General features: G+C 55.0%; 23 protein-coding genes. 16 read left to right on the top strand and 7 right to left on the bottom strand.

What is annotated here, in order from left to right:
• Positions 1-27 precede the first annotated feature (27 nt).
• Positions 28-1,011 carry a glycosyltransferase family 2 protein gene (locus tag MKY96_RS25885; RefSeq protein ID WP_340944877.1) on the top strand — a complete coding sequence of 328 codons (984 nt, stop codon included), beginning with the start codon at positions 28-30 and terminating at the stop codon, positions 1,009-1,011.
• Positions 1,012-1,086: 75 nt separating this feature from the next.
• Here MKY96_RS25885 and MKY96_RS25880 read toward each other — a convergent pair whose 3' ends face one another.
• The 3 genes from MKY96_RS25880 to MKY96_RS25870 form a co-directional block, all read right to left on the bottom strand.
• Positions 1,087-1,653 carry an FAD-dependent oxidoreductase gene (locus MKY96_RS25880; protein WP_340944875.1) on the bottom strand — a complete coding sequence of 189 codons (567 nt, stop codon included), beginning with the start codon at positions 1,651-1,653 and terminating at the stop codon, positions 1,087-1,089.
• Between the two features lie 126 nt (positions 1,654-1,779).
• Positions 1,780-3,249, bottom strand: coding sequence for a sensor histidine kinase (locus tag MKY96_RS25875; protein WP_340944873.1), 1,470 nt, complete (start codon positions 3,247-3,249; stop codon positions 1,780-1,782).
• Positions 3,246-3,932: a response regulator transcription factor gene (locus MKY96_RS25870; RefSeq protein ID WP_340944871.1), complete on the bottom strand. Its 687-nt coding sequence runs from the start codon at positions 3,930-3,932 to the stop codon at positions 3,246-3,248. The genes MKY96_RS25875 and MKY96_RS25870 overlap by 4 nt, the downstream gene beginning before the upstream one ends.
• A 486-nt stretch (positions 3,933-4,418) precedes the next feature.
• Between MKY96_RS25870 and MKY96_RS25865 the strand changes: the two genes are divergently transcribed.
• The 3 genes from MKY96_RS25865 to MKY96_RS25855 all read left to right on the top strand — a co-directional run bounded on the left by MKY96_RS25865 (position 4,419) and on the right by MKY96_RS25855 (position 9,249).
• Positions 4,419-5,582, top strand: a complete 1,164-nt coding sequence (locus MKY96_RS25865; RefSeq protein WP_340944870.1) for a glucose-1-phosphate adenylyltransferase — start codon at positions 4,419-4,421, stop codon at positions 5,580-5,582.
• Positions 5,583-5,605: 23 nt separating this feature from the next.
• On the top strand, positions 5,606-6,709 hold the full coding sequence (glgD, locus tag MKY96_RS25860; RefSeq protein WP_340757339.1) for a glucose-1-phosphate adenylyltransferase subunit GlgD: 1,104 nt from the start codon (positions 5,606-5,608) through the stop codon (positions 6,707-6,709).
• A gap of 107 nt (positions 6,710-6,816) precedes the next feature.
• Positions 6,817-9,249, top strand: coding sequence for a glycogen/starch/alpha-glucan phosphorylase (locus MKY96_RS25855; RefSeq protein ID WP_340944869.1), 2,433 nt, complete (start codon positions 6,817-6,819; stop codon positions 9,247-9,249).
• Positions 9,250-9,484: 235 nt separating this feature from the next.
• Here MKY96_RS25855 and MKY96_RS25850 read toward each other — a convergent pair whose 3' ends face one another.
• Complete coding sequence (locus MKY96_RS25850) at positions 9,485-9,964, bottom strand: GAF domain-containing protein (protein ID WP_340944868.1); 480 nt, start codon at positions 9,962-9,964, stop codon at positions 9,485-9,487.
• Positions 9,965-10,195: 231 nt separating this feature from the next.
• Here MKY96_RS25850 and MKY96_RS25845 point away from each other — a divergent pair, with 231 nt between their 5' ends.
• The 3 genes from MKY96_RS25845 to MKY96_RS25835 all read left to right on the top strand — a co-directional run bounded on the left by MKY96_RS25845 (position 10,196) and on the right by MKY96_RS25835 (position 12,777).
• Positions 10,196-10,495, top strand: a complete 300-nt coding sequence (locus tag MKY96_RS25845; protein ID WP_036700151.1) for a hypothetical protein — start codon at positions 10,196-10,198, stop codon at positions 10,493-10,495.
• 179 nt (positions 10,496-10,674) lie between these two features.
• On the top strand, positions 10,675-11,253 hold the full coding sequence (locus tag MKY96_RS25840) for a GNAT family N-acetyltransferase (protein WP_340944867.1): 579 nt from the start codon (positions 10,675-10,677) through the stop codon (positions 11,251-11,253).
• Positions 11,254-11,262: 9 nt separating this feature from the next.
• Positions 11,263-12,777, top strand: a complete 1,515-nt coding sequence (locus tag MKY96_RS25835) for an MDR family MFS transporter (RefSeq protein ID WP_340944865.1) — start codon at positions 11,263-11,265, stop codon at positions 12,775-12,777.
• Positions 12,778-13,269: 492 nt separating this feature from the next.
• On the opposite strand, the gene MKY96_RS25830 is transcribed toward MKY96_RS25835, so the two are convergent.
• A complete protein-coding gene (locus tag MKY96_RS25830) occupies positions 13,270-13,737 on the bottom strand; it encodes a MarR family winged helix-turn-helix transcriptional regulator (RefSeq protein ID WP_036722277.1) in 468 nt (155 codons plus the stop codon).
• Between the two features lie 257 nt (positions 13,738-13,994).
• On the opposite strand from MKY96_RS25830, the gene MKY96_RS25825 reads away from it, so the two are divergent.
• The gene (locus MKY96_RS25825; protein ID WP_340944863.1) at positions 13,995-14,792 is read left to right on the top strand and encodes an ABC transporter ATP-binding protein; all 798 of its coding nucleotides are present in this window, start codon (positions 13,995-13,997) and stop codon (positions 14,790-14,792) included.
• Entirely contained in the window at positions 14,771-16,039 is a 1,269-nt protein-coding gene (locus tag MKY96_RS25820) for an ABC transporter permease (protein ID WP_340944862.1), read from the top strand. Before MKY96_RS25825 ends, MKY96_RS25820 begins: the two co-directional genes overlap by 22 nt.
• Positions 16,040-16,177: 138 nt before the next feature.
• Here MKY96_RS25820 and MKY96_RS25815 read toward each other — a convergent pair whose 3' ends face one another.
• Positions 16,178-17,437: a BaiN/RdsA family NAD(P)/FAD-dependent oxidoreductase gene (locus tag MKY96_RS25815; protein WP_340944860.1), complete on the bottom strand. Its 1,260-nt coding sequence runs from the start codon at positions 17,435-17,437 to the stop codon at positions 16,178-16,180.
• Positions 17,438-17,598: 161 nt separating this feature from the next.
• Here MKY96_RS25815 and MKY96_RS25810 point away from each other — a divergent pair, with 161 nt between their 5' ends.
• The 3 genes from MKY96_RS25810 to nadE all read left to right on the top strand — a co-directional run bounded on the left by MKY96_RS25810 (position 17,599) and on the right by nadE (position 20,879).
• Positions 17,599-19,320, top strand: coding sequence for an ATP-binding protein (locus MKY96_RS25810; RefSeq protein WP_340944858.1), 1,722 nt, complete (start codon positions 17,599-17,601; stop codon positions 19,318-19,320).
• A 170-nt stretch (positions 19,321-19,490) separates the two neighbouring features.
• Positions 19,491-19,925, top strand: a complete 435-nt coding sequence (locus MKY96_RS25805) for a BrxA/BrxB family bacilliredoxin (protein ID WP_340944855.1) — start codon at positions 19,491-19,493, stop codon at positions 19,923-19,925.
• 144 nt (positions 19,926-20,069) lie between these two features.
• A complete protein-coding gene (nadE, locus tag MKY96_RS25800; protein WP_340944852.1) occupies positions 20,070-20,879 on the top strand; it encodes an ammonia-dependent NAD(+) synthetase in 810 nt (269 codons plus the stop codon).
• Between the two features lie 315 nt (positions 20,880-21,194).
• Here nadE and MKY96_RS25795 read toward each other — a convergent pair whose 3' ends face one another.
• Positions 21,195-22,013, bottom strand: coding sequence for an alpha/beta hydrolase family protein (locus MKY96_RS25795; protein ID WP_340944850.1), 819 nt, complete (start codon positions 22,011-22,013; stop codon positions 21,195-21,197).
• A 281-nt stretch (positions 22,014-22,294) separates the two neighbouring features.
• On the opposite strand from MKY96_RS25795, the gene acpS reads away from it, so the two are divergent.
• The 4 genes from acpS to MKY96_RS25775 all read left to right on the top strand — a co-directional run bounded on the left by acpS (position 22,295) and on the right by MKY96_RS25775 (position 25,965).
• A complete protein-coding gene (gene acpS / locus MKY96_RS25790) occupies positions 22,295-22,699 on the top strand; it encodes a holo-ACP synthase (RefSeq protein ID WP_340944849.1) in 405 nt (134 codons plus the stop codon).
• Positions 22,700-22,731: 32 nt separating this feature from the next.
• On the top strand, positions 22,732-24,060 hold the full coding sequence (gene mutY / locus MKY96_RS25785; RefSeq protein ID WP_340944847.1) for an A/G-specific adenine glycosylase: 1,329 nt from the start codon (positions 22,732-22,734) through the stop codon (positions 24,058-24,060).
• 652 nt (positions 24,061-24,712) lie between these two features.
• A complete protein-coding gene (locus tag MKY96_RS25780; protein WP_340940699.1) occupies positions 24,713-25,027 on the top strand; it encodes a helix-turn-helix domain-containing protein in 315 nt (104 codons plus the stop codon).
• 38 nt (positions 25,028-25,065) lie between these two features.
• Positions 25,066-25,965, top strand: a complete 900-nt coding sequence (locus MKY96_RS25775) for an IS3 family transposase (RefSeq protein WP_340946755.1) — start codon at positions 25,066-25,068, stop codon at positions 25,963-25,965.
• Positions 25,966-26,102 lie beyond the last annotated feature (137 nt).

Genomic DNA, 26,102 nt, shown 5'->3' with positions numbered 1-26,102 from the left:
CTTACTACTTTTGAGGAGGAGCTGCCCATGAGTGTTCAAGTGCGCTATTCCATTATCATACCGATGTTCAATGAAGAGGCTGTTATTCAGGAGACCTACCGGCGCATCAAAAAAGTAATGGGCATAACAGGCGAGCCCTACGAGCTGATCTTCGTCAATGACGGCAGCACGGACAATTGCGCGCAGATGATCGAGGAATACAGCTATTGGGATGAAAGTGTGAAGCTGATCGATCTGTCCCGCAATTTCGGGCATCAGGTCGCTATTACCGCAGGTATGGATTATGCGCTGGGCGATGCGGTCGTGATCATTGACGCGGATCTCCAGGACCCGCCCGAGCTGATTCCGGAGATGATTGCGGAGTGGAAGCAAGGCTACCAGGTAGTGTATGCCAAGCGGATCAAGCGAAACGGAGAATCCCTGTTCAAAAAATGGTCGGCCAGCTTATTTTACAGGGTGCTGCGTTATTCGACCGATATCTCCATTCCGGTGGATACCGGCGATTTCCGCCTGATGGACCGCAGAGTCTGCGATGAGCTGAAGCGTCTGCCGGAGAAGAACCGCTTCGTGCGCGGTCTGGTCAGCTGGGTCGGATTCCGCCAGAAGGCGATAGAATACGAGCGGGAGGAGCGGCTGGCCGGAGAGACCAAATATCCGTTCAGACGGATGCTGAAGCTGTCGCTGGACGGCATTACCTCCTTCTCTTATAAGCCGCTGAAGCTGGCGGGTGTTCTTGGAGCACTGCTCTCCGTATCCGGGTTTCTGTACCTGATGTATGTACTGTATCTGGCGCTCTTTACGGATGCGGCCGTGAAGGGCTGGGCGTCGATGATCGGGATCACCTTGACCTTCAACGGGTTCGTGCTGCTCATGCTGGGTATTCTGGGTGAGTATGTCGGACGGATCTATGATGAGTCCAAGGGGCGCCCCCTCTACATCGTTCAGGAATTCTACAGCGGCAGGCCGCAGCAGAGCGCGCAGGAGCAGAGAGTCGCCAGTCTCAACAAATAACCATATTCCTTCCACATTAAAAAACCGCCTCTCCTCCAAAAAGGAAAGGCGGTTCTTATGTAACAGCTGTATTTGCTAAGCCTTCAGCAAATCGTGATCGACATACCGTGCACCGTTCAGCTCACTGATGATGTTAACGGCCACCTTGGCGCCGTCCCCGGCAGTGATAATCGCGTGGACACTCATTCCGGCAACGGTTCCGGCGGCCCAGATTCCGTCGATGTTGGTTCTGCCTTCCGGTGTGGCGGCGATCACCGTCTTGATTCTTGGCTCCGTACCCTCCTTGGTGGTTACCCCGGCTGCGGCAGCCAGATCTGTCAGAACACCTGTCGCCAGCACGACATGCTTAGCTTCATAAGTAGCTCCGCTCTCCATCCCGATGACGAAGCCCTCACCGCTGGCTTCCAGTGAGGCCGCCTGTCCGGCAACCAGCTCGGCCCCGAACTTCACGGCCTGCTTATGTCCGGTTTCTACAAGATCAGGTCCGCCAATCTCGCTAATTCCGTAATAATTCTCATACCAGCCTCTGCGGGTCATACCTTTGTCGTTGTCAATCAGCAGTGTTTTTTTGCCGGCCTTGGCAGCGAACAGGGCGGCGCTTGCACCGGCAGGACCGGCGCCGATAATGGCGATTTCGTACATGAGATACCCTCCTAAAAGTTTTGATAGCCTAAACCTCATTGAATCACTTCGCAAAACTCGCTTCGGAAGCATACGCTTAAGTTTTGATAGCCTGGAACTATTATATCGCTATTTACAGCTCATTGGCTAATCCCGCAGGCATGGAAGGGAGACCTTGAAGGCAGCGCCCTCACCCGGAGTGCTGGATACCGTCACCTCTCCCTGATGCGCTTCGGCAATGGACCTCGTAATCGATAACCCAAGCCCGGAGCCGCCGTATTTGCGTGTGCGGGAGGAATCGCTGCGGTAGAAGCGGTTGAAGACATGCGGGAGATGCTCCGCAGAGATGCCGGAGCCGTTATCCTTTACGGTCAGCTCTGCCAGTTCTCCCCCGGCGTGCAGAGATATATGGATGATGCCCTTGACCGAATCGGTATGCTGAACCGCATTGTGGAATAGATTAAGAAGGACCTGTCTGATCTGGTCAGGATCAACCAGGCACCGGATGCCGCAGGCCAGGTCGAAGACAACCTGCCGTTCTCCGGCCAGTACCCGGAGCTGCGCCTGCATGTCGTCGATCAGCTCGTCCAGCAGCACCTGCTTGACCCGCAGCCGGGGTGCGCCGTCCATCCGGGCGAGCAGAAGCAGGTCCTCCACCAGCTTGTTGATCCGCTTGGCTTCACCGTGCATGCTGCTGAGCGCGCTGTAGAGCTGTTCCCGGTTATCGGCAGCTCCGCGCAGCAGCACCTCCAGGAAGCCGTAGATGGACGTCAGCGGCGTCCGCAGCTCATGGGAAGCATCGGCGGCGAACCGGCGCATCTGCTCTTTCGCCTCCCGCTCATTCTTGAACGAAATTTCCAGCCGCTCCAGCATGCCGTTGAAGGACTGGGAGAGCTGGTCGATCTCAAGCTGGCCCTGCTCCTTCGGGAACCGCACATTCAGGTTGCCGGCATCGATAATCTGGGCCGAACGCCCCATGTTGGATAAGGGGACCAGCGTCTTGCGCAGCGTAGGTAAATACAGCAGCAGCCCGGCCAGCAGAGCCGCTACCGACAACGCGCCGAAGATAAGCAGCTGCTGCAGGATGACATCCCTCAGCGGTCCGGTCTCCACCGTCATCTGCAGGAGCATCCGGGCAGCGCCCGGTCTGCCGAGGTTCATGAAGACAGCCAGATGCTCGCTGCCATCCCCGGCGGTAATGAGCCGGTAGTCCCCATTTGGCTTGAACGTGGGGAGCTTCAACAGCTGGTCATAGGCCTCATTGCTCATTCTCGGAGCAGGCGAAGCGGACAGAGTCTCTTCCTTCAAATCCATGAAGCCGCCATCCTGATTGTAGATAGCGAGGGTAGTATGGGCGTCCAGCAGCAGGGGACGATGGTCTCCCCCGGGCCGTCTGTTACCTGCATTATTGAAGATTTCAAATGGCACAGAGCGTATCTGGGTCTCCATCGCCTCTGCCCGGTTGCTGTATATGAAATTTCGCATGAGTACATACTGGAGTGTGCCGATCAGTATAAGCAATCCTGAGAGAATGAGCAGCGAGGTGACGAGCAATTGCTTGCGCAGGGAACGCGGAGCATGGAATCTGCCCGTGAATCTACGGGTCCGGGCAGTCATATCAGATCCACCCGGTACCCCGCCCCGCGCAGGGTGCGGATGATCCGGTGCTCCTTATCGCCGAGCTTCTCCCGTAGGGAGCGGATATAGACCTCCACGATATTCTCCTCCCCGCCGAAGTCATAGCCCCACACCTTGTCCAGAATCATCGGCTTGCTCAGGACCAGTCCGTGGTTGATCACCAGATACTGCAGCAGCTCATATTCGGTCGGAGACAGCTCCAGCACCTCCTCCTTATGGCGGATCTCCTTGCGGCGGCCGTCAATCCGGAAGGGGCCGCAGCGGACCTCGCCGAGCAGGCCGGGGAACTGGTTGCGCAGCCGGGCCTGAATCCGGGCCAGCAGCTCCTCGAAGCTGAACGGCTTCACCATGTAATCATCTGCGCCCAGGGACAGGCCCGTGACGCGGTCGTCTACCTCATCCCTAGCGGTCAGCATAATGATCGCCACCTCCGCTTCCTCGGAACGGAGGCACCTGCAGACCTCGAATCCGTCCATGCCGGGCATCATCACATCGAGAATAACGACATGCGGCTTGAAGTCGGCCGCCGCTGCCAGGGCCTCAGCACCATCTGCGGCGGTCTGTACCTCAAAGCCTTCATTGATCAGGCCCAGCTCCAGGAACTGAAGGATATGAGGCTCATCATCCACCAGGAGTAGCCGGACACCTTGGGCTGCTTTCATTAGCAATTCCTCCAGATCCAGTAATTAAGTAAGTATAGTATGTCCATAGTTTGAAGCCGCAGGTTGAAGGTTTGCTGAAAATAGGTCTTTGGAGCCAAACCTTCGATTCATTCGCGCTGATTGCGGTTAATCATAATGGTTAATCTAATTATAGTGATTTATATCGCCATGAATATGAAATATAGTTAGAAATTAATCAGTTTAAGGCGGGCAATAAAGGGTTTTGACGGCGGGTATAGAACACTATTAGAATAAAGGGTACAACCTGGTTTTTGCTTTTGATTCGGCTTAACCGGTAATATGTCCCGATCAGCTGTTTTCCTCCCCGTATCACCCGTATTCATCCTGTCTCTGCATTTCTTTTGGGCTACATCTTTTCACAACACTTCTTTTTAGGGTATTTACTTAGGTCTACACTTCATAGCATCACTCATTCAACCTAATTTATTACATGTTCCATTACCCATAAGTCAAGGAGGCTCTTCCATGAAGAAAAAAGAGATGGTAGCCATGCTATTGGCGGGAGGCCAAGGGAAAAGATTAAAGAGTTTGACCAAATCGATTGCCAAACCGGCTGTTTATTTCGGAGGAACCTACCGGATCATCGACTTCCCCCTAAGTAACTGCTCGAATTCGGGCATCGATACCGTGGGTGTGCTGACACAATATGAACCGCTGGTGCTGCATTCGTATATCGGAGTCGGCAGCGACTGGGATTTGAACCGCAAGGATGGCGGCGTATTCGTATTGCCACCGCATGAACGGGAGAATGGAAGCAGCTGGTACCGGGGAACGGCGGATGCCATTTACCGCAATCTTAAGTTCGTGGATCAATTTGATCCGGAGCATGTATTAATTCTGTCGGGAGACCATATTTACAAGATGGATTATCATGCCATGCTGCAATATCACAAATCCAAGAACGCCGACTGCACCATCTCGGTCATTGACGTTCCATTGGAGGAAGCGAGCCGCTTCGGCATACTGAATACGGAAGATGATCTGAAGATTTACGAGTTCGAAGAGAAGCCAGCCCAGCCTAAGAGCACACTTGCTTCTATGGGGGTATATATTTTCAAATGGGATGTTCTGCGCAAGCATCTGCTTGAGGACGGAGAGAACGCCGGATCATCCCATGACTTCGGTAAGGACATTATTCCGATGATGCTGGGTGAAGGCCAATCCCTGTACGCTTATCCTTTTGAAGGCTACTGGAGAGATGTAGGTACGGTAGACAGTCTGTGGGAAGCGAATATGGATCTCCTGAGCGATACGCCTCCCCTGAACCTGAATGATACCGGCTGGAGAATATTCACCCGTAATCCGAATCAGCCTGCACAATATGTGGCACCGGGTGCCAAGGTATCGAGCTGCATCATTAATGAGGGCTGCATCGTGCATGGCGAGGTGAAGCACTCTGTCCTCTTTTACGGGGTTGAAGTGGGCGAAGGCAGTGTCATCACCGATTCAGTCATTATGCCCAAGGTGAAGATCGGCAAGAACGTGAGAATTCACAAAGCGATCATCAGTCAGAACACGGTCATTGAGGATAATATGGAAATCGGCGTCGACCGGGAGAATGAGGATGAAATCCTCCTGATCGACAGACGAAGCAAGAAGCTCAAATCTGTAGCAGCCAAAACCATATAACCACAAGAGGACGGGGGATTCCGATGAAAGAGCTTATGGGCGTAATTAATCTTGATCATGAACTGGATAATTTAAATGAATTGACCTATTTCCGCTGCGGGGCAGCGGTCCCCTTCGCCAGCCGTTACCGGCTGATTGACTTCGTCTTGTCCAACATGATGCGTGCAGAGCTGGAGAGCGTGGGACTGTTCGTCCGCCGCAAATACCGGTCGCTGATGGATCATCTCGGCGACGGCAAATCGTGGGATATGAACCGCAAGCATGGCGGATTGTTCATCCTGCCGCCGGACTGGAATGACCCTACGGATACCTCCCTGGGAGACCTGCAGCATTATCATAACAATCTGGATTTTTTCAGAAGGGCTTCGGCCAAATACATCGTCTTCTCCGGCAGCCAGCACATTAACACGGTGGATCTGCAGGACCTCTATCAGTATCACCTGGAGCAGGGCGCGGACGTAACGATGGTCTACAAGCAGATCGACGAGCTTCAGCCGGAGCATGATCCGTGCCTGCGGGTCGAGCTTAATGAAGACAATGTAGTAACGAATATCCACCATGAGAAGCATCATCCGAATGTGTATCTGGACATCTTCATTATGGAGAAGAAGCTGTTCCTGGAGCAGGTGGAGCATTGCATCGCCCATGGCGAGAGCTATTTCTTCCGCGATGCCATTCAGAAGAACCGCCACAAATTCAAAATCTCCGCCTATGAATATAAGGGTTACCATGCCGTTATCAATTCGCTGGAGAGTTACTATAAGAACAGTCTGGAGCTGCTGAAGCAGGAGAATTACTTTGGCCTGTTCAAAGAGAATCCGGTGCAGACCAAGATTAAATACGAGGCACCTACCCGTTATCTGGATAGTGCGTCCGTCAGCAACTCGCTGGTGGCCAACGGCTGTGTAATCGCCGGGACGGTGGAGAACAGCGTTATTTTCCGGGGCGTACAGATTCGTAAGGGTGCGAGAATTATTAATTCTGTGATTATGCAGAAATGCGTGATTGAAGAGAATGCCGTGATTGAGAATGTGATCATGGACAAAGATGTGCATCTCAGCAAAGACCGGATACTCGTTGGAGACAGCAGGCGTCCATTTGTCATAGCCAAGAGCAGCAAGATATAATATCTGGATCAGGGGAAATGTGCCACTTCAGGGCATTTCTTCTGATCCAGTGTTGTAATAGGCACTATTATCAACCAATACATGCATGTGTAAGGAGGAACCTGCTGTTGTTCAACGATAAAGAGACTTTCAAACAAGTGTTCCGTGAGAAACTCATCGGGAAATTAGGCAAGCCGCTTGAAGAAGCTTCGAACGCCGACATTTATAATATTCTCGGCAACATGATCCGGGAGAGTGCCGGTAAGGACTGGGCGGACACCAATCAGAAGTTCAAGATCGACAAGGATAAGCAGGTATATTATTTCTCCATGGAATTCCTGATCGGCAGGCTGCTGGGCAATAACCTGCTGAATATGGGCGTGCTGGAGGTTGTCCGCGAGGGCCTCGCGGATCTGGGGTTCTGTCTGCAGGATATCGAAGAGGTGGAAGCCGATGCCGGTCTGGGCAACGGGGGGTTGGGCCGTCTGGCCGCCTGCTTCCTGGATTCACTCGCTTCCCTGCAATATGCAGGACACGGCTGCGGCATCCGTTATAAATACGGATTGTTCGAGCAGAAGATTGTAGACGGCTATCAGGTGGAGCTGCCGGATTACTGGCTGCAGAATGACAACGTGTGGGAAGTACGCCGCGAGGACAAACAGGTCGAGGTGCATTTCTGGGGACATGTGGACACCCGCTGGGAGAATGATGAGCTTGTGTTCGAGCACAAGGATTATGAAGCCGTACGGGCGGTTCCGTATGATATTCCGGTGATCGGTGCCGACCGCAGACATGTGAACACACTGCGGAACTGGAGTGCCGAGTCCATCACCCAGCCATCGAGAGTCTTCGGCACGCTGGGCGGTACGGATTATCACAAGTTCCTCGAATACAAGCGTTCGGTGGAATCCATCTCCGAATTCCTGTACCCCGATGATTCCCAGTACGAAGGCAAGCTGCTTCGTCTGAAGCAGCAGTACTTCCTGTGCAGTGCCGGCCTGCAGAGTATTATCCGGACCTTCGCCAAGACGGGCCTGCCGATTGACAGCCTGCCTGACAAGGTAGCCCTGCATATCAATGACACTCACCCTACGCTGGTGATCCCTGAGCTGATGCGCATTCTGATGGATGTCTATCATCTGGGCTGGAATCAGGCCTGGAGCATGACTACCCGGATGGTGTCGTATACCAACCATACCATTCTGAGCGAAGCGCTGGAGAAGTGGCCGATCGGTATGGTCAGAGAGCTGCTTCCGCGCATCTTCCTGATTATTGAGGAGATTAACGCCCGCTTCTGCGGCGAGCTGATGAGCAAATATCCTGGAGACCAGGACCGGATCAACCAGATGGCGATCATCCATGACGATCAGGTACGCATGGCACATCTGGCGATTGTCGCCAGCCACAGTGTGAACGGTGTAGCGGCGCTGCATACGGAGATTCTGCAAAAGCGTGAGATGCGGCTGTTCAATGAGATGTATCCGCACCGCTTCAATAACAAGACCAACGGCATTACGCACCGCCGCTGGCTGCAGCATGCCAATCCCGAGCTTGCCGGACTAATCAGTGAGTCAATCGGCACCCGCTGGATGCATCAGCCCCAGGAGATGATCGGACTGATCAAATATAGTGAGGATGCCTCCTTCCAGGAGCAGGTGGCCGCCATCAAACGCCGCAACAAGCTGCACCTGGCTGAATATATCACGAAAAAGCACGGTATTGCGGTAGATCCCGACTCGATCTTCGATGTACAGGTCAAGCGCCTGCATGCCTATAAGCGCCAGCTGTTGAACGTGCTTCATATTATGCATTTGTATAATCAGATCAAGGATAATCCATCCATTAATATCGTGCCGCGGACCTTCATCTTCGGTGCCAAGGCCGCTCCAAGCTATCATCTGGCCAAGCGGATCATTAAGCTGATCAATACAGTGGCTGATGTAGTGAACCGGGATCCGGACATTAACGGGAAGATCCGTATTTTCTTCCTGGAGAATTATTCGGTATCGCTGGCGGAGAAGATTATTCCGGCCGCCGATGTCAGCGAGCAGATCTCCACGGCGAGTAAGGAAGCCTCTGGTACCGGCAATATGAAGTTCATGATGAACGGTGCGCTGACGATTGGAACCATGGACGGGGCTAACGTGGAGATGCATGAGATGGTAGGGGACAATAATATGTTCCTGTTCGGCCTACGGGCAGAGCAGGTACTTGATTATTACCAGTACGGCGGATACCACGCCCGCGATATCTATAATGGCGACGGCCGGGTAAAAGAAGTCTTGGATCAGCTAATCGTCCCTGGTCCCTTCTGCTCCCATGCCCAGGAGTTCGATACGCTCTTCCAGTCGCTGATTGACAACAATGACGAATTCTTCGTGCTTAAGGATTTCGCCAGCTATGTGGAGACCCATGTCAAGATTGACCTGGCTTACCGGAACCAGAAGGAATGGCTGAAGAAGTCGATCATCAATATCGGCCATTCCGGCAAATTCTCCAGCGACAATACGATTAGCCGCTACGCCGCCGAGATCTGGCATATCGATCCGGTCCGCCTGTAACGCCATCGGTACAGGCTGCAGCTTCATAGCCGCAGCTCCAGGCGGTATAATCAGAACAGCAAAAGCCGCCCCACCCAGGAATAATTCCTGCGGTGGGGCGGCTTCTTTAGTGCATAAGAATTGATATGTTTTGGGGTCCCCGCAAAGTACCTGAGTCATCATCAAAGCTAAGCTCCACTTTGTGGGGGTATTTTGCGGTTCAGGACTTACTTGCTGCTGATGATGAAGGCTAGCCTTACAGCACCTCGGATACCATGGCTGCGAACCGTTCGAGGAAGCGGCGCTCCTCGTCGTCGAAGCGGTGCTTGAGCGGGCTGTCGATATCCAGTACGCCATAGAGGGTGTCCCCTTTGACCAGTGGAACAACAATTTCGCTGTTAGAGGCAGCATCGCAGGCAATATGTCCCGGGAAGGCATGAACATCGCCGACCACTAGCGTGCGGCGCTCGGCGGCTGCGGTTCCGCAGACACCGCGGCCCAGCGGAATGCGGATGCAGGCCGGAAGTCCCTGGAAGGGGCCGAGCACCAGCTCTGTGCCGTCAAACAAGTAGAAACCGGTCCAGTTGGTGTCCGGCAGAGAGAGCTTTAACAGCGCCGAAGCGTTGGCCAAGTTGGCAATGGCGTTCGGTTCACCCTCCATCAGTGCCCCGAGCTGGCTGAGAACGGCTTCGAACCGTTCGCTGCGAGTGCCGTCATAAGGCATGGCTTGAAACATGAAGCATCACCTTCCTGTACCTTGAGTCAGTATGAATCCCATAACTGTTAACTATCAAGATAGTACAGGGAAGCGCTATACGTCAAGCATTAACGGGGGATTAACAGGTTTTACCGCTTAGTGGAAGAAGAGGAAGAAGAAAGAATTACTTAAGCGGAGGTGTTTCCGGGAACTCAGGGCAGGGTAATGCTTTTATAAATACAGCAGGCTAGTAGCCAGAAGGAGTGAAACATGCGCGCCGACGTACAGAACTTGTTTATTGGAATCCATATGCTATATTGTGCACATGAGAAGGATCTGACACTAACGGAAATGCTGCCGGAGCTGGAGAACCTGGGGTACCGGGTGGCGGAGCGCGAAGTGAAACAGGAGCTGGAACGGCTGACCCAGGAGAATTTCCTCACCGCCCATGGCGACGCTTATAGTGTCACGGGAACAGGAATCGAAGAGTTCAAAGCCATTCAGGCCAAGCTTGGTGTACTGTGCACCGAAGTGCTTAAGCCGGTTAAGGCTGCGGGTGCGTCGGGTTAAGTCTGAAGGTAGCTGCACCGAATGGAACATAACATTAAGGATAAGGTACAGCGTCTGACCGTGTGGCGGCAAGCCATGGGGGCAGACGCTATTTGTGATGGGTAAGCGGGAGTGACAGGTAAATGCGCCATCCGGGCAGAATAAGATGTATACTGATAGGGTTGAAAGGGGACGGGAACATGTATGTGTGCGGGGGGGCTATCCCGGAATTAAGCGGACGGAGGGTGCGTCTGCGGGCGATGCTGCCGGGGGATGCGCAGGAGCTGTTCGCGATTTGGAGCCATCCGGCAGTAGCGCCCTGGCTGGATGGCCCGCCTCTGTCCTCTGTGGAGGATACGGAAGCACTGATTGCCCTGCTGGCGGAGTGGGCGGTGGAGGAAGAGAGCCTGCGCTGGAGCATCCTGGGGCCGGAAGGCAGTGTCATCGGCAGCTGCGGCTATAACCACTGGCAGCTTCAAGGCGCATACCGGGGAGAGATCGGCTTCGAGCTGTCACCGGCAGCCATGCGCCAGGGGTATATGCAGGAAGCGCTTACGCTTGCGCTTGCGTTCGGCTTCCAGAGCATGGGGCTGAACCGGATGGAAGCCCTGTGCCATCCGGGCAACCTCTCCGCTGAGCGGCTGCTCACGCGACTTGGCTTCCGGCAGGAGGGCCTGCTGCGGCAATACCGGCATACGGCATCGGGCTATCAGGATGTAGTGATGTATTCCCTGCTGCAAGGAGATACGGGCGCAGGAGAGAGAACAGAGAGAATATAGAGAGAAGGTATGGATTCATTGAGTTCACTGGGGGACAAGCAGCGGAAGTTAATATTGACAGGCGTACTGCTGGCCACATTTCTGGCAGCGATTGAAGGGACGGTAACGGGTCCGGCGGGTCCGGCCATCGTAGGGGATTTCCAGGGGATGCAGTGGCTGAGCTGGATCTTTACGGCTTATCTGCTGGCGATGGCAGTGACCACGCCTATTTTTGGCAAGCTGAGCGATCTGATCGGAAGGAAGCCCGTGTTCATAGGCGGTGCTGTAGTGTTCCTGGCAGGCTCGCTGTTATGTGGAGTCTCGCAGAGTATGCAGCAGCTGATTATTTACCGGGGGATTCAGGGGATCGGTGCGGGGGCGCTGATTCCGATGACTTTTACCATTATCGGAGATATCTACAGCCTGAAGGAGCGGGCGAAGACACAGGGGCTGCTTAGCTCGGTGTGGGGGATTTCTTCGCTGGTCGGGCCGCTGCTTGGCGGTTATGTAGTGGATTATTTAAGCTGGCGCTGGGTATTCGTGTTCAATCTGCCGTTCGGCCTGCTGTCGATTATCTTCATCTCACGTTATCTGAAGGAAGAGAAGGTCCGCCGCAAGACGAAGATCGATGTAGCCGGAGTGCTGCTGTTCGCTGCGGGAATGGGGGCGCTGCTGTTTGGCCTGACGACTGGGGGGCAGAGTCTGCCCTGGAATTCTCCGCTGCTGCTGGCTATTCTCCTGGCGGCTGTTCTGCTGCTGGTGGTGTTCCTGTTCGTGGAGCGCCGGGCCGCCGAGCCGATGCTGCCTCTGGAACTGTTCTCCATCCGTAATATTGCGGTATCTACAGGCGCGAATCTGCTGGTCAGTACGCTCATTATCGGCCTGTCTACGTATGTTCCGCTGTGGGTGCAGGGCGTATTCGGCAAAAGCGCCGCCCTCTCGGGCCTGCTCCTCGCACCGATGTCGGTCGGCTGGATGCTGGGCTCCATCGCGGGCGCGCGGATGATTCTGCGTGCAGGCACACGCCGTACAGGGATGCTGGGACTGTCGCTGATTGTTATCGCGGCCGTGGGATTAACGCTGATGAATGCAGACTCCTCGCAGCTGCTGCTTCTGGTGCTGATGCTATTCTGCGGGGTGGGCTTCGGCTATGCCTCGACCGTCTTCACCATTATCGCCCAGTCCTCGGTGCAGCATGAGCAGCGCGGTGCGTCTACGGCACTGAACACCTTCACCCGCTCACTCGGGCAGACGGTGGGGGTGGCAATCTTCGGCTCCTGGCTGAACTTCAGTATTGACCGGAGCCTGGCGGAACAGCCGGGGGCAGCCGCCTCCGGCGCAGATATTAACCAGCTGCTTAACCCTCATAGCGGAAGCGTGCTGCCTAAGGAAGCCTGGAGCAGTCTGCAAGGCGCACTGGAGGGCGGTCTGCACTCCCTGTTCATCGTGATGGCAGTGTTCGCTGTGATCTCGCTGGTAATCTCGGTGCGTCTTGACCAAGGGGTACCCTCTATACAGGAAGTAAATACACCATCGAAGCGTTAAGCTTCAAGTCTTAGCACGGATTGTCCTGATTATGAGATTTATCGAGTGAGGGCTTGAACATACGAAGAAATCGCTCCTTTGGGGATGGATGGCGGACCTTCCATTTACCAGAACGAGCGATTTTTTGTGTTTATTTAGGGAACTATGATTTTCTTCTATTGTGGATTATAGAGAAATCTTGCAAAAAGTGCAGGAATATTGCCCCGTAGGAGCGGTTTATGCTGAAATCCTGCAGGAAATGCAACAAATTTAGCGCTAACTTGCTCTAAACATCGGAATTTGTGCAAATAATGCAACATTGTGCTTCGGTCAGTAACTTTTATAAAGGAATCCTGCAAGATGTGCAACAATGCTGCTCCTTACAAGCTGATCACGCCTGATCCTGCTCAAAACAAAGGGCTGTTCCAAGCAGCCGTTACCTGCTTTTTGGAACAACCCCTACATTGGCTTGATTAGTGAATTGATTCACAACCGCCGATTCCTCAACTAAGCTTATTTGCGCGGGAGCGGGGAGAGCTTCTCTGCCTGCAGGCCCATCTTCTTCAGCAACACAATCATCTGTTCCTTCTCTTCGTCGCTGAGTCCGCTGAAGGCCAGATGCAGGCGCTCCGAGTACTTCGGATACATCTCGTTCATCAGGCGTTCGCCCTCGGTAGTCAGCTCGGCAAAAATAACACGGCGGTCACTAGGGCAAGGCTTGCGCTGCAGGTAGCCGCGTTCTTCCAGCTTGTCGATCACATAAGTAACGTTGCCGCTCTGCAGCAGCAGCTTGGCACCGATCTGCTGGATCGGCTGCGGTCCCTTGTAATAGAGAACCTCCATGACGGCGAAGGCGGTCGGGTTGAAGCCTTCGATCTTGCTGCCGGTTACAGCATGCTCGTTAATGCTCTTGAAGGACTTGGCAAAAACTCTGTACAAATGCAGGGTCAACTGAGTATCGCGTTCATAGGATTGTATCATGCTTCTCCACCTCTATTGTTAATCGTACGGGCTTATCCGCACGGTTTGGAATACTTCCTTCCGGATATCTAGTTTTACAATACGTCAAACAAAGATTGAAGAACATGTCATTTGTCACAATAAGCACACTTTTAATTATAAAAAATTGAACAATCTTTTGAAGGACGGGTGAAGGGTGAAAATTATTGCAGCAAAGGTCCGTCTATGGTGCTATGATCGCATTATAATTAATGATGATGCAGGGGATGGAGATAGATATGGAAGAGACAGAAGGCTCAGAGGAACAGAAGGCTCCGAAGCAGACGGGGGACCGAATCAACAAGTATTATGAAGACGACGATGACTACGATGAAGAGGATACCGTGCTTGATGTGGTAATTGAGGAAGCGGGCTATGAGGCAGGAGATATCCGCATCTCAGGAATCTCCTTCCAGGTGAGAAAGGGCGAGCTGCTGGGACTGATCGGACCGAACGGGGCCGGCAAAAGCACTACGATCAAGACGCTGCTTGGTCTGCTGAAGCATGCCAAGGCCCGGGTGAAGCTGGGCGGTGAGAACCAGTCCTATGCGTACGTGCCGGAGCAGCCAGTATTCTACGAGGATCTTACCCTGTGGGAGCATCTTGATCTGGCTGCCGCTGCCTACGGCTTAAGCTATGAAGCCTTCGAATCCACGGCGGAACAGCTGCTGGTACAGTTCAGCATGACCCATGTGCGCGATGATCTGCCGGCCGGCTTCTCCAAGGGGATGAAGCAGAAGATGATGCTCATGCTCGGCTTCCTGGTACAGCCGGATGTCTATATTGTGGACGAGCCGTTCATCGGCCTTGATCCCAGGGCCACCAAGGATTTCCTGCGCCTGCTGGAGGCAGAGCGGGAGCGAGGCGCCGGGGTGCTGATGTCCACGCATGTTCTGGATACAGCGGAGAAAATCTGCGACAGCTTCATTCTGATCTCCGGAGGCAAAATTGCCGCCGAGGGGACACTTGCGGCGATACGCGGGGAAGCGGGGCTGCCGGAGGGATCACTGTTTGATTGCTTCGACGAATTAACATGAGCCGGAATTCATTTGCGTTCCCGGCTGCAAGGAATCTGTTGAGACGAAGACTGTTCTCCCATTTCCGGGAGCAGACTGCTATTATCCGTACGGCTGTAGACTGGACGGTCCTGCTGTATATCCTCATCCCGGGGGGCCTCCTCGGCGGCCGCTTCTATTATGGCTACTGGAACGGCAATCTCCCGGGTTGGTTCAGCCATGTACCCTTTGTTGTCGTGCCTTCGCTGCTGGCCATTCTGCTGGCTACCGGAGGTATCGTGCTGCTGCTCCAGGAAGGCGATCTGCTGTTCCTGCGGCAGCGGCAGAACTGGATCAGCACGATCCTCAAGGGCGGAATGGTCTATAGCCTAGCGGTAACTGCGCTGAAGATGGCGGCGGTGTACGTCATTCTGCTGCCGTTTCTGATCCGCGGCTATGATCTGAGCGCGGCAAGCGCCTACGGCCTGTTGGCGCTGACTATAACCTGCAGCTGGGCCGTTAAGCTGCTGGGCCATATCGTCAAGGTGCAGCGCCAGGGCTTCCGCCGCAGGCTGTGGCTGATCCTGGCGGTGGCCGTACCCTGCGGGATCTACCTGCGTCTCGCGCTCTTCTGGAAGGACAGCCCGGCCCTTCTGTTCCTGGCGGCAGCCGCCTACGCGGTGGTGACCGTCCTGGCCTTCAGAGCCCGCCTGCGTCTGCGCGGCACGTTCATGAATGATGTGCGCGAAGACTACAAGCAGCGGATGAGAATTGCGGCGATTCTGCTGCGCCGTGTGCTGGATAAGCCGCGGCCGACACGCTATAAGCCCTGGATCTTCCGCAAGTCACAGCCGCTGCTGGCTTCGAAGCTGCCCGAGAGCCGCTTCGCCGCCGCAGGGATGAAGGCGCTGCTGCGCAATCCGGCCCACCTCAAGCTGTATTTGCAGTTCACCGGGGTGTCGCTTATAGCAATCTTTATTGTACCGGTAGTGCTGAAGTGGCTGCTGTATATTGTCTTGACTAGTATGATGGCGTACTGGCTGACCTCCTTCTGGAATCTGTTCTCCGGGGATGATTATATCGGCATTCTGCCGTTCACCAAGGTGCAGAAGGCGGACGCCGGTTCCAAGGCGATGCCTATTCTGCTGATGCCCTTCGCCGTTCTGTGCTCCGCAGTGCTCTGCATGCCAGCCTATGGCTGGTGGGGCTTGCTGATCTTTATCCCTGTCGGGGCTGCCGCCGGAATCTGGATCGGCCGTATCTTCAGTGTCATAAGGTTTGCAAGATAACAGCAAAGAGCCTTCCTCCACATTCTGGGGGAAGGCTTCTTGCTGTTACGGATGCTCTGGCTGCCACTGGCAGCAGCCGGGATGTTTCTCGGGATCGCAGGCCAGACAGAAGCTAACTATAGGCGCTGCTTATCCGCCTTACTGCGCCGCCGCATGCTTACCGGCAGTATAGCCGGTGGAGAAGGCGGCGGTAATATTATAGCCGCCGGTATAACCGTGAATATCGAGAATCTCACCGCAGAAATAGAGGCCTGCCGTCAGCTTGGACTGCATGGTCTTGGGGTCGATCTCCTTGAGCGCAACTCCTCCGCCAGTCACAAAGGCTTCCGCCAGCGAACGTGTCCCATGAACCTGAACGGGCATCCGCTTCACCAGGGCAGCCAGCGCCCCAAGGCCAAGCTTGGGCAGATGATGGCCTGTAATCTCCCCGTCCAGCCCGCTCTTCGCCAGCAGCAGCGGGATCAGGCGCTCGGGCAGCAGGCCCTTCAGCGAGTTGCGGATAGCCTTCTTCGGCTCCAGATCGAGCTTATTCTGGAGCATAGACTCCGCCTCCTGAAGGGACAGGTCCGGGAACAGGTCGATGGACATCTCCACGGTATCGGTTCCCGACTTCTGCTGAACCTGGCGGAGGAACTGGCTGCAGCGCAGCGCAATCGGGCCGGATAAGCCGAAATGGGTGAAGATCATATCCCCCCGGTGGGAGATCACCTTCTTGCCCCTCTGATTCCAGACGCTCAGCGTGACATCGCGGAGGGACAAGCCCTGCAGCTCCCCGGATTTGATCCACGCCTCCCGGGAGAGAATGGGGACCTCGGTCGGGAACAGCTCCGTGATCGTATGTCCGGCGGCGGCAGCCCAAGGGTACCCGTCACCGGTAGATCCGGTCTGCGGCACGGACTTGCCTCCGGTAGCGATGATGACAGCCTTCGCGCCGAAAGCTTGGCCTGACTCCAGGCGGATGCCCCGGACGGCTCCTTCCTCGTAGAGAACCTCCCGGACCGGGCTGTCTGTCATGATCTGCACACCAAGGCTCCGGACTTTGCCTATAAGAGCGGATACTACGCTTGCGGCCTTGTCCGATACAGGGAACATCCGGCCGTTATCCTCCTCCTTCAAGGCAATGCCCAGCCCCTCAAAGAAATCTATAATATCCCGGTTGTTGAAATGATCAAACGAGCTGTATAAAAAACGGCCGTTGCCCGGAATATGGGCGATCAGCTCCGAGGTCTCCTTTATATTGGTAACATTGCAGCGCCCGCCGCCCGAGATTCCCAGCTTGCGGCCCAGCTTCGCCCCTTTGTCGATCAGAAGTACGGACGCCCCGTGTCCGGCTGCGGCTACGCTGGCCATCAGCCCGGACGGGCCGCCTCCAATGACGATTACATCATAGTTACTCATTCATTTGCTCCTTTTGCTTATTGCGACACTCTATTAACGGCATCATACCATTCCAGGCGGAGTGTAGCCAGATCCAAGCGACCGAAACCTGATTATCGTTGTCAGGAATGCGCGGTTATGCTTTAATCTAAGTGGAAAAGGAATTTTAACCAATTTGAGGAGTGATTGCAATTATTTATGCGGTAAAGGATATTTTATTGCAAATATCGGCTGCCTGCATTTTCCTGTTCCTCTTTCAGTGGAGGCTGGACCGGGGCCATCCCCTGCGCCGGAGCATCAGGTTTCCCGATGATCATACCTTTCTGATGATCTGCTGTGCGCTGGGGATTACGCTGTGCATGGCACTGTCGGCTACGATGTTCGGGGTGGTCTATTTGAATCTGGCGATTCTCCCTGCGTATATTGGAATCTTATATGGTACTCTGCGCTCCAGCGTCTACCTCGCGCTATATTTCTTCTTCTGTACTGCCTTGTTCTCGGTGCCCTCAGGTCTGGAGCATCTCTTCCTGAATTCAGGGGTGCTGCTGTATCCGCTGCTCTTCGGTATGTCCGGGATGTTCAAGAAATCTGCGATACCCGGCAAAATCTTCATCCTGTGGGGCGCACTTTTCCCGAGCATGTTATTCATAGTTATTGTACCGAATATACAGGGCAGGAACGTCATCGATATACCTCCTAGCCAAGCGGCTCTCGCCGGACTATACGGATTAACGGCCCTAATTCTGGGCGCCTTGTTCATCACCTATATCGATAAGGCGTGGGACAAGCTGCAGGTCAGGGTCCAAATGCAGGGAATCTCGGAGAAATTCCAGTGGGAATCGGAGAAGCTGCAGCAGATTACAAATGTGGTTCCGCTGAATATTATAGAGTTCGATGACAACGGGTATGTGACAGAGGTGAATGAATATATGCTGAGCCTGATGCAGCGTCATTGTCCCCTGTTGACCAGAGAGTTTATTTTGTCCAGGCCGGCTGGTGATATCTTCGGCAAAAGCATGGATCAGGCTACCCTGGACCGGTTACAGGCGGTTCTGCGGAGTAGACAGCGCTCCAATACCAAGATCAGGGTCGATTCGATGACCTATCATATTTTTACCGCGCCGCTCCAGCATGAATCGGGGCTGCCGGGCGGCATCGTCATGATTATTCAGGATTTGACGGAAGAGGAGAAAATGCGCAGTGAGCTTGACAATGTCGAGCGACTGTCGCTGGTCGGGCAGATGGCTGCGGGCATTACGCATGAGATCCGTAACCCGATGGCGGTAGTTCGCGGCTTCCTGCAGCTGATGCGGGAAAAGAGCCCGGAGGATCTCCACTCCTATTATCATATTGTCATGGAGGAGCTGGACCGGGCCAACAGCATCATCAATGACTTTCTGTCGCTGGCGCAGACCCGTGTATCCGACAAGGAGCCGGCCGGGCTCCAGTCTGTTCTGGAGGAGCTTTCGCCGCTGATCTGGGCGGATGCCAATCTCCGCGGCCAGAGTGTGGAGCTGAAAATCAGCCCGACGATGCCGCTGCTGCAGCTCAATGTCCGGGAGATTAAGCAGCTGATTCTGAATCTGGCCCGCAACGCCATGGAGGCGATGGAAGCTAAGGGCGTACTGACGCTGGCTGCCTGTGAGCATGAGGATAACGTGCTGCTGATTATTACGGATACCGGAGAAGGCATGCCCCAGAGCCAGCTGAATCAATTGTTCACCCCGTTTTTCACCACCAAGAGCCAGGGGACAGGTCTTGGTCTGCCGCTCTGTCTCAGTATTGCGGAGCGGCATAACGGGACGATCCGGGTGGAATCGGAGGTAGGGTCCGGGACCTCGGTCATCGTTACTTTTCCGGTGGAGTCCAGAGAGGGAGCGGTCCAGAGCCCTGTATATATGTAGCAGATTTCACGGGGACGGCACCGTTTCGGGGCTGTGCAGCGGCAGGCTGCGTCTCTTGCTTTCGCAGAGTATGTATGTATAATAAAGTTAGCAAGTAGTGCTGGAACGCGGTAACGTTATCCGGGTTCTGACCTTATCTCAATTCAAGTGATGAAGGAGAGTGCAGAGAAATGTCCATGTCTTTTAATCAATATATGAGAGATTCTATCCAACCTATGCGCGACGATCTGACAAGTATCGGATTTCAGGAGCTGTTGACCCCGGAGGAGGTGGAAGCAGCCCTTCCGGCAGCCAAGGGAACTTCGCTGGTTGTTGTGAACTCCGTATGCGGCTGTGCCGCCGGACAGTGCCGTCCAGGGGTAGCCCAGGCGCTGCAGAACGAGATTCTGCCGGATCACCTGTTCACCGTATTTGCCGGTCAGGAGAAGGAGGCCACCGCCAAGGCGCGTGAATATTTCGCACCGTATCCGCCATCGTCCCCTTCCATCGCGCTGATGAAGGACGGCGAACTGGTTCACTTCATCGAACGTCACGGTGTGGAAGACCGTTCGGCAGCCGAGATTGCTGCGGAGCTGAAGGAAGTTTTTGACCGCGTGTGCCAGTAATAATGTCCTGCAGCCTGAGGGCAGCAGCATGAATAAGTAAGGATCCCGCATCAGCCAGCCGTCAGCCGGAGGCTTGGCTCATGCGGGATTTTTTTAACTTGTGTTAAGGGCAGGGATTACAATTCTAAGAAACGGGGTGGTCCTGTGAGTCTGCAGGAAGAGATTATTGCTACGCTGGGAGTTAAGCCGGCGATTGATACGGATGCGGAGATACGTAAGCGTGTAGATTTCCTGAAAGCGTATGCGCTCCAGGCGGGGGCCAGAGGTCTGCTGATTGCGATTAGCGGGGGTGTGGACAGCGCGGTGGCTGCGGGTCTGTGCAAGCTGGCTACGGACGAGCTGACGGCGGAGGAAGGCAAGGAGTATATGACACTCGGGGTGTTCCAGCCTTACGGGGAGCAGGAGGATATTGAGCACAGCTATGCGGTAGCCCGGGCTTTTGAGCTGACCCATACGGTGGAGACCAATATCGAAGAAGCGGTGAACGAGATCGCCCTGGAGGTTGAGCACAGCCTGAAGGCCCTGGGCCAGCACAAGCATATCACCCATCAGGGCAAGGGGAATGTAAAAGCGAGAACGCGGATGGTGATGCAGTATGCGCTTGCTTTTGAGAACAATCTGCTGGTGGTGGGTACCGATCATGCCTCTGAGGCCATTACCGGATTCTATACGAAGTGGGGCGATGGCGCCGTCGATATAACACCGCTGTCCTCCCTGAACAAACGTCAGGTACGGCAGCTGGCTGCGGCGCTTGGCGTGCCGGCGGATATCGTGACCAAAGCGCCGACGGCCGGACTCTGGCCGGGCCAGACGGATGAGACTGAGCTTGGAATCACCTATGAGGAGAACAGCGATTATCTGGAGGGGAAGACCGTCAGCCCTGATGCGGCGGAGAAGCTGGAGCGCTTCTTCCGGAGAACGGCGCATAAGCGCGATAGTATTCCGGGGATCTAGACAGGTTATGCCGGAGCCGCCGGGGCGCTGCGCTTGATGCAGACGCTCCGGCGGTTTTTGTGTAAGAGTAAGCTGGTGCGAAGGCGAATGGGCCGAATGTATGGGGAAAACCGAATACATCCGGCTCGTATGAAGGTTCACCGGCTAAATGTATGTGGAAAACGGAATACAATAGGCTCGTGTGAAGGTGCATCGGCCGAATATATGTGAAAAACCGAATACAATGTGTGGTGCGAAGGCGAATGGGCCGAATGTATGTGAAAAACCGAATACAATAGGCAGCCAAGTATGTGAGGCTAATTATAGGTGTACGTCCTACTTCGCCAGCACCCGGTCGATGAATTCCCTAGTAGCGGATATCGCCTGCTCTAACTGAGGAGTAGTTCCGGCAAAAGGATGAACGGTGCCAAAGGTATGATTGCCGCCGGGAATCTGCACCCATTCGATATCCGGCCGCAGCCGGATCAATTGCTCGGAGCCGCGCCGCAGATGCTCGCCGTCCTCACTGCCTTGAATCAGGACAACGGGGAAGTTGGCCTGCTTCATCCGCTCTAGAATCTGGTAACGCTCCGCCTGCTGCTCCAGATCCTCTATAATGATGGCGTCCAGCGGCATTTGCTGGCCGGTCCGTCCGTTGAGCACATGGGTCCGGCCCTTTTCCCGCATTTCACTCTTCTGCTGCTCTGTGAACAGATCCAGGTTAGTGATTCCATTCCAGGAAATGACCCCGGCAATTTCTGCCGGATGATCCAGTGCGTAGAGGAGCGAGTCGCCCCCGCCGCGGCTATGGCCCAGCAGGAAAAGCGGGAGGCTGCCGAACCTGTGGTGCTGGCTCAGATAGGAGAGCAGGATCTCCATATCCTTGATCTCACGCTGGTAGGTGTTGCGGGCGAATTTGTCCAGCTCGGTGAAATTCTGCAGATCCTCGCCGATGCCGGCATGGGAGAAATTGAAGCTGATCACTTCATGCTCGTCGCTGAGCGCCTGTGCCGTATACGGGAACATCCCCCAATCCTTGAAGCCTTTGTAGCCGTGAGCGATAACCACCACACTCCGGGCCTCTCCCTGAGCGGGAAAATGGGAGCAGCGAAGCACCGCATCCTCTCCTGCGGGTAATTCAAAATTACGGAACATAAGGTATTCTTCCTTTCCTTCATCTCTTGGAACTGGCGGTTGTACCTCTTTACCAGATATACCTGATTTGCGGGTGATAGACTTTCAGTTTTTTTTCTTTTAAGATAGCAGAAAGCTGACGCTAAGACTATTATTAATAATACTTGGCCGAGAAGCTGACAGGCCTCACTGTTACATGAGATCTGTGGAGTCCTAGCAAGATCATATCATTAGACGCAGGGTAAGGATAGAAGGTAATATAAGAGGGTTAAGGAATGCAGAGCCAGGAGAGGTGTGGGAGTGTGATTTACGGAATCGGGCATGATGTGCTGGAAATCGGCAGGGTTGCCGGGATTACGGAGAGCAGCCTGGGTAGCCGCTTCTCCCGGAGAATTCTGACCGGGCCGGAGCGGATGCTGGCCGCAGGCAAAGGCACGAAGACAGCGGAATTCACCGCCGGGAGATTCTCGGCCAAGGAAGCGGTTGTGAAGGCGCTGGGCTGCGGCATCGGACAGATGGTGGGTTTTCAGGACATTGAGATTCTGCCGGATGCGCTGGGCAAGCCAGTAGCCATACTGTCGGCGGAGGCCTGGGCCCGGCTGGGGCTGCCGGAGCAGGAGTATGTCATTCATCTCACCATTACGCACAGCCGCGGACTGGCCTCGGCCTTCGCGGTGGTGGAGCGGACGACCGGCCACAGCCTGTAACTATATAATTATGAACGGCAAGGAGAATAACGATGACCACAGACGAGAAGCACATAGAAGCGCAGCAGGAAGCCAAGTTATTCTTCAGCCGGTTCCTGCTGGAATGGTACCACCTCCAGAAGCGGGACCTGCCGTGGCGTCGCCACCGCAACCCTTATTACATCTGGATCTCGGAGATTATGCTGCAGCAGACCCGGGTGGATACGGTAATTCCTTATTTCAACCGTTTCATTGAGCAGTTCCCGACCGTGGAGGCGCTCGCAGATGCACCGGAGGAAGAGGTGCTGAAATGCTGGGAGGGCCTTGGCTACTACTCGCGTGCCCGGAATCTCCAGCATGCCGCGAAGCAGGTCAAGGAGCTGTACGGGGGGCAGGTGCCGGATGACCGCGATGCCGTATTCGGCCTCAAGGGCGTAGGCCCGTATACAGCCGGTGCTATTCTAAGCATCGCGTTCAACCGGCCGGAGCCGGCGGTGGATGGCAATGTGATGCGCGTCTTGTCCCGGTATTTCCTGATTGAGGATGACATTGCCAAAGGTCCGACCCGTGTGAAGATGGAAAAGCTCGCCGCCGAGCTGATCCCCGAAGGGGAAGCAGGCAGTTTCAATCAGGCGCTGATGGAGCTTGGCGCGCTCATCTGCACGCCGAAATCACCGCGCTGCCTGCCGTGCCCGGTGATGGAGCACTGCGCCGCGCGGCTGGCGGGCTGCGAGGCCTCGCTGCCCGTCAAGACCAAGGCGAAGCCGCCGCGTCCGGAGGAGCGGCTGGCTGCCCTGGTAGAGGGCCGCGGCGAGCACGCGGGCCGGGTACTGATCCGGCAGCGGCCGGCCAGCGGGCTGCTGGCCCGCATGTGGGAGCTGCCGCACTGGCCTGCGCCGCCTGCTGAGGCCGGCGGCGCGCGCGGTGCGCTGCTGCCGGAAGCGGCAGCGCTGGACCGGCTGCGCCGGTCCATGAGCCAGGCCGGGATTCACGCCCGGCCTGAGGGGCACTGGATGGCTGCGGAGCATACATTCAGCCATATTGTGTGGACCCTGCAGGTGTATCGCTGCAGGGAAGAGGCGGCGCTGCCGCTGGCAGCGGAGAGCCGCGCCGTGTACGGGGCGGCTCCTGCGGAGCGCGGGGATGGCGCGCTGGGCGCAGACGGCCCGCTGAGCGCAGAGGCCGGGGCAGTGCTTGCGGCGCTGGGGGCACAGCCGGCGGAAGACGCACCGCTGGCGCTGTTCGACAGCGGGGATGCCGCAGCCGACGCGGCAGACAGCGGAGCGCAGCGCTGGATCAGCCGCGAGGACATGAAGAACTACGCCTTTCCGAATGTGTTCCTCAAGCTCCTGAACAGCTATTTCGATGAGCAAGGGACCTAGGGTCCCAGCCACAACCGTGATGCTGTTGCCCGCTGAGCCATACAGTACATCCACGGACAAGCATCACTGCTGCCGATTGCAGTGTAAAGATTAGTATGTTTGGTACTAGACGGGGGGGTGATTCTCTCATCTTATTGCCAACGCTGCAACGGCTGCTGTCCTTCTCAATAGAGTACCACCGCTTCCGTGTGCTGTTGAGCAAATGTAGGGGCTTCGGTTGTGGACAAACTGGAATTATGTATTACCTGACCCAAACAGCCGAAAGTATAGTATATATGCGCCACTGACCGCGCCGGAATCAGGCTGCAAAAACCCATTAAAAGTACCGGAAGTGAGCCGCACGGTGAAATCAAAGGGATAAATCCTATAAAATGTGCCTGAAGTGAGCCGCATGGTGAAATCAAAGGGATAAATCCCATTAAATGTACCGGAAGTGGGCCGCACGGTGAAATCAAAGGGATAAATCCCATTAAATGTGCCGGAAGTGAGCCGCATGGTGAAACCAAAGGGATAAATCCCATTAAATGTGCCGAAAGTGGGCCGCACGGTGAAATCAGAGGTATAAATCCCATTAAATCTCCACAGCCCCCTAAAGAAGTTGGAGTCCTCCCCCACAAAAATGTAGACTAGATAGAGGAGGAGGATGAACGGTATGGGACACTTAACAGGAACAAGAGAGAAGGCTGCGCAAGAGGTGTTGTCTGGCATTAAGGCAGCGGTGGTTGCCCGAAAGTATGGGGTGACCCCATCGACGGTGAATCAGTGGGTGAGGGACTACCGAGAGACCCATGGGGAACAAGATCATCCGTATCCCCAGGAGCAGGTGGAGGAACTGAAGCGCCTCCTGGAAGTGGAGCAGAAATACGAGAAGGCCGTCAAGATCCTCGGCGAAAAGGAGTTAGAGATCGAGATTCTACGTGAACTGCTAAAAAAGCCAACCCCTGCTTATCCGAAAAAATCGAGGTAGCCGACCTATTCATTAAGCAGGGGAATACCGCAGCCTTGGTGCTGCGACTTATCGGGCTAGCAGAGTCCACGTACTACGACCGGAAGAAACGCAAGAAGCAGGTTGCACAGGCTGTACCCCAGGGGCGTGGAAGACCCGTACCCGGCTATTCCCTGACCGAGTCTGGAGAGAAGATTAGCGACGAGGAAATCCAGGAATGGCTGCTGGAATTAATCGCTGGAGAGGAGCACGTGTACGGATACAAACTTCTGGCCAAGTGCTTATGGAACCAGCACGGGCTGAGGCTCAATCACAAGAAAAGCTACCGGCTGTGTCAGGCGCTGGAGATCCTGCAGCCGCAGCGCCACAAGCGCTTTAAGCACCCCCGGAAGCTGCCGGAGAACCGAGTCATTACCGGGGCGGGCCAGCTCTGGCAGATGGACATTAAGTACGGGTACGTGGCGGGCCGTGACCGGCATTTCTTTGTCCTGAGCATTATCGATGTGTTTACCCGTGTTATCGTCGGCTACCACCGAGGATCGTCGTGTGAGGCCAAGCACGCCTGCCAGACGCTGGGACGCGCCATGGAGCAACACTGCGCCCCTGACAGCGCACGCCCGGTGATCCGCACCGACAACGGTCCACAGTTCGTCAGCCACCTGTTTGGCGACATGTGTGAAAGCTGGGAAATGACCCATGAACGCATTCCGCCTCGAACGCCGGATTTCAATGCTTTTATTGAATCGTTCCACAGTAATATTGACCGGGATTTGTTCCGCAAAGAGGCCTTCGACACGTTCGAAGAGGCCTATGAAGCGGTGGACCGGTACATGGACTTTTACAACAATCGCAGAATGCATACGAGCCTTCGGAACATGCCGCCAGCTACCTTTGCGGAGTGGGTCCTGACCCTGGAAGACCGCTCCCGCTTCTTCTGGCCGAGAGAAAAAGCGAAATAAAGAGCATATGTACGACAAGTGCTGATTTTATATGGAGGACTCCGGGATAAGGGGGTCGCACCGAAATGTGCCGACAGTGAGCTGCACGGTGAAATCAAAGGGATAAATCCCATTAAAAGTACCGAAAGTGAGCCGCA

It is taken from the genome of Paenibacillus sp. FSL R7-0302 (genome assembly GCF_038006885.1).
Lineage (GTDB): Bacteria > Bacillota > Bacilli > Paenibacillales > Paenibacillaceae > Paenibacillus_AQ.
Note: the sequence above shows the minus strand (reverse complement) of the source record. Positions and strands in the feature narration are given on the sequence as shown.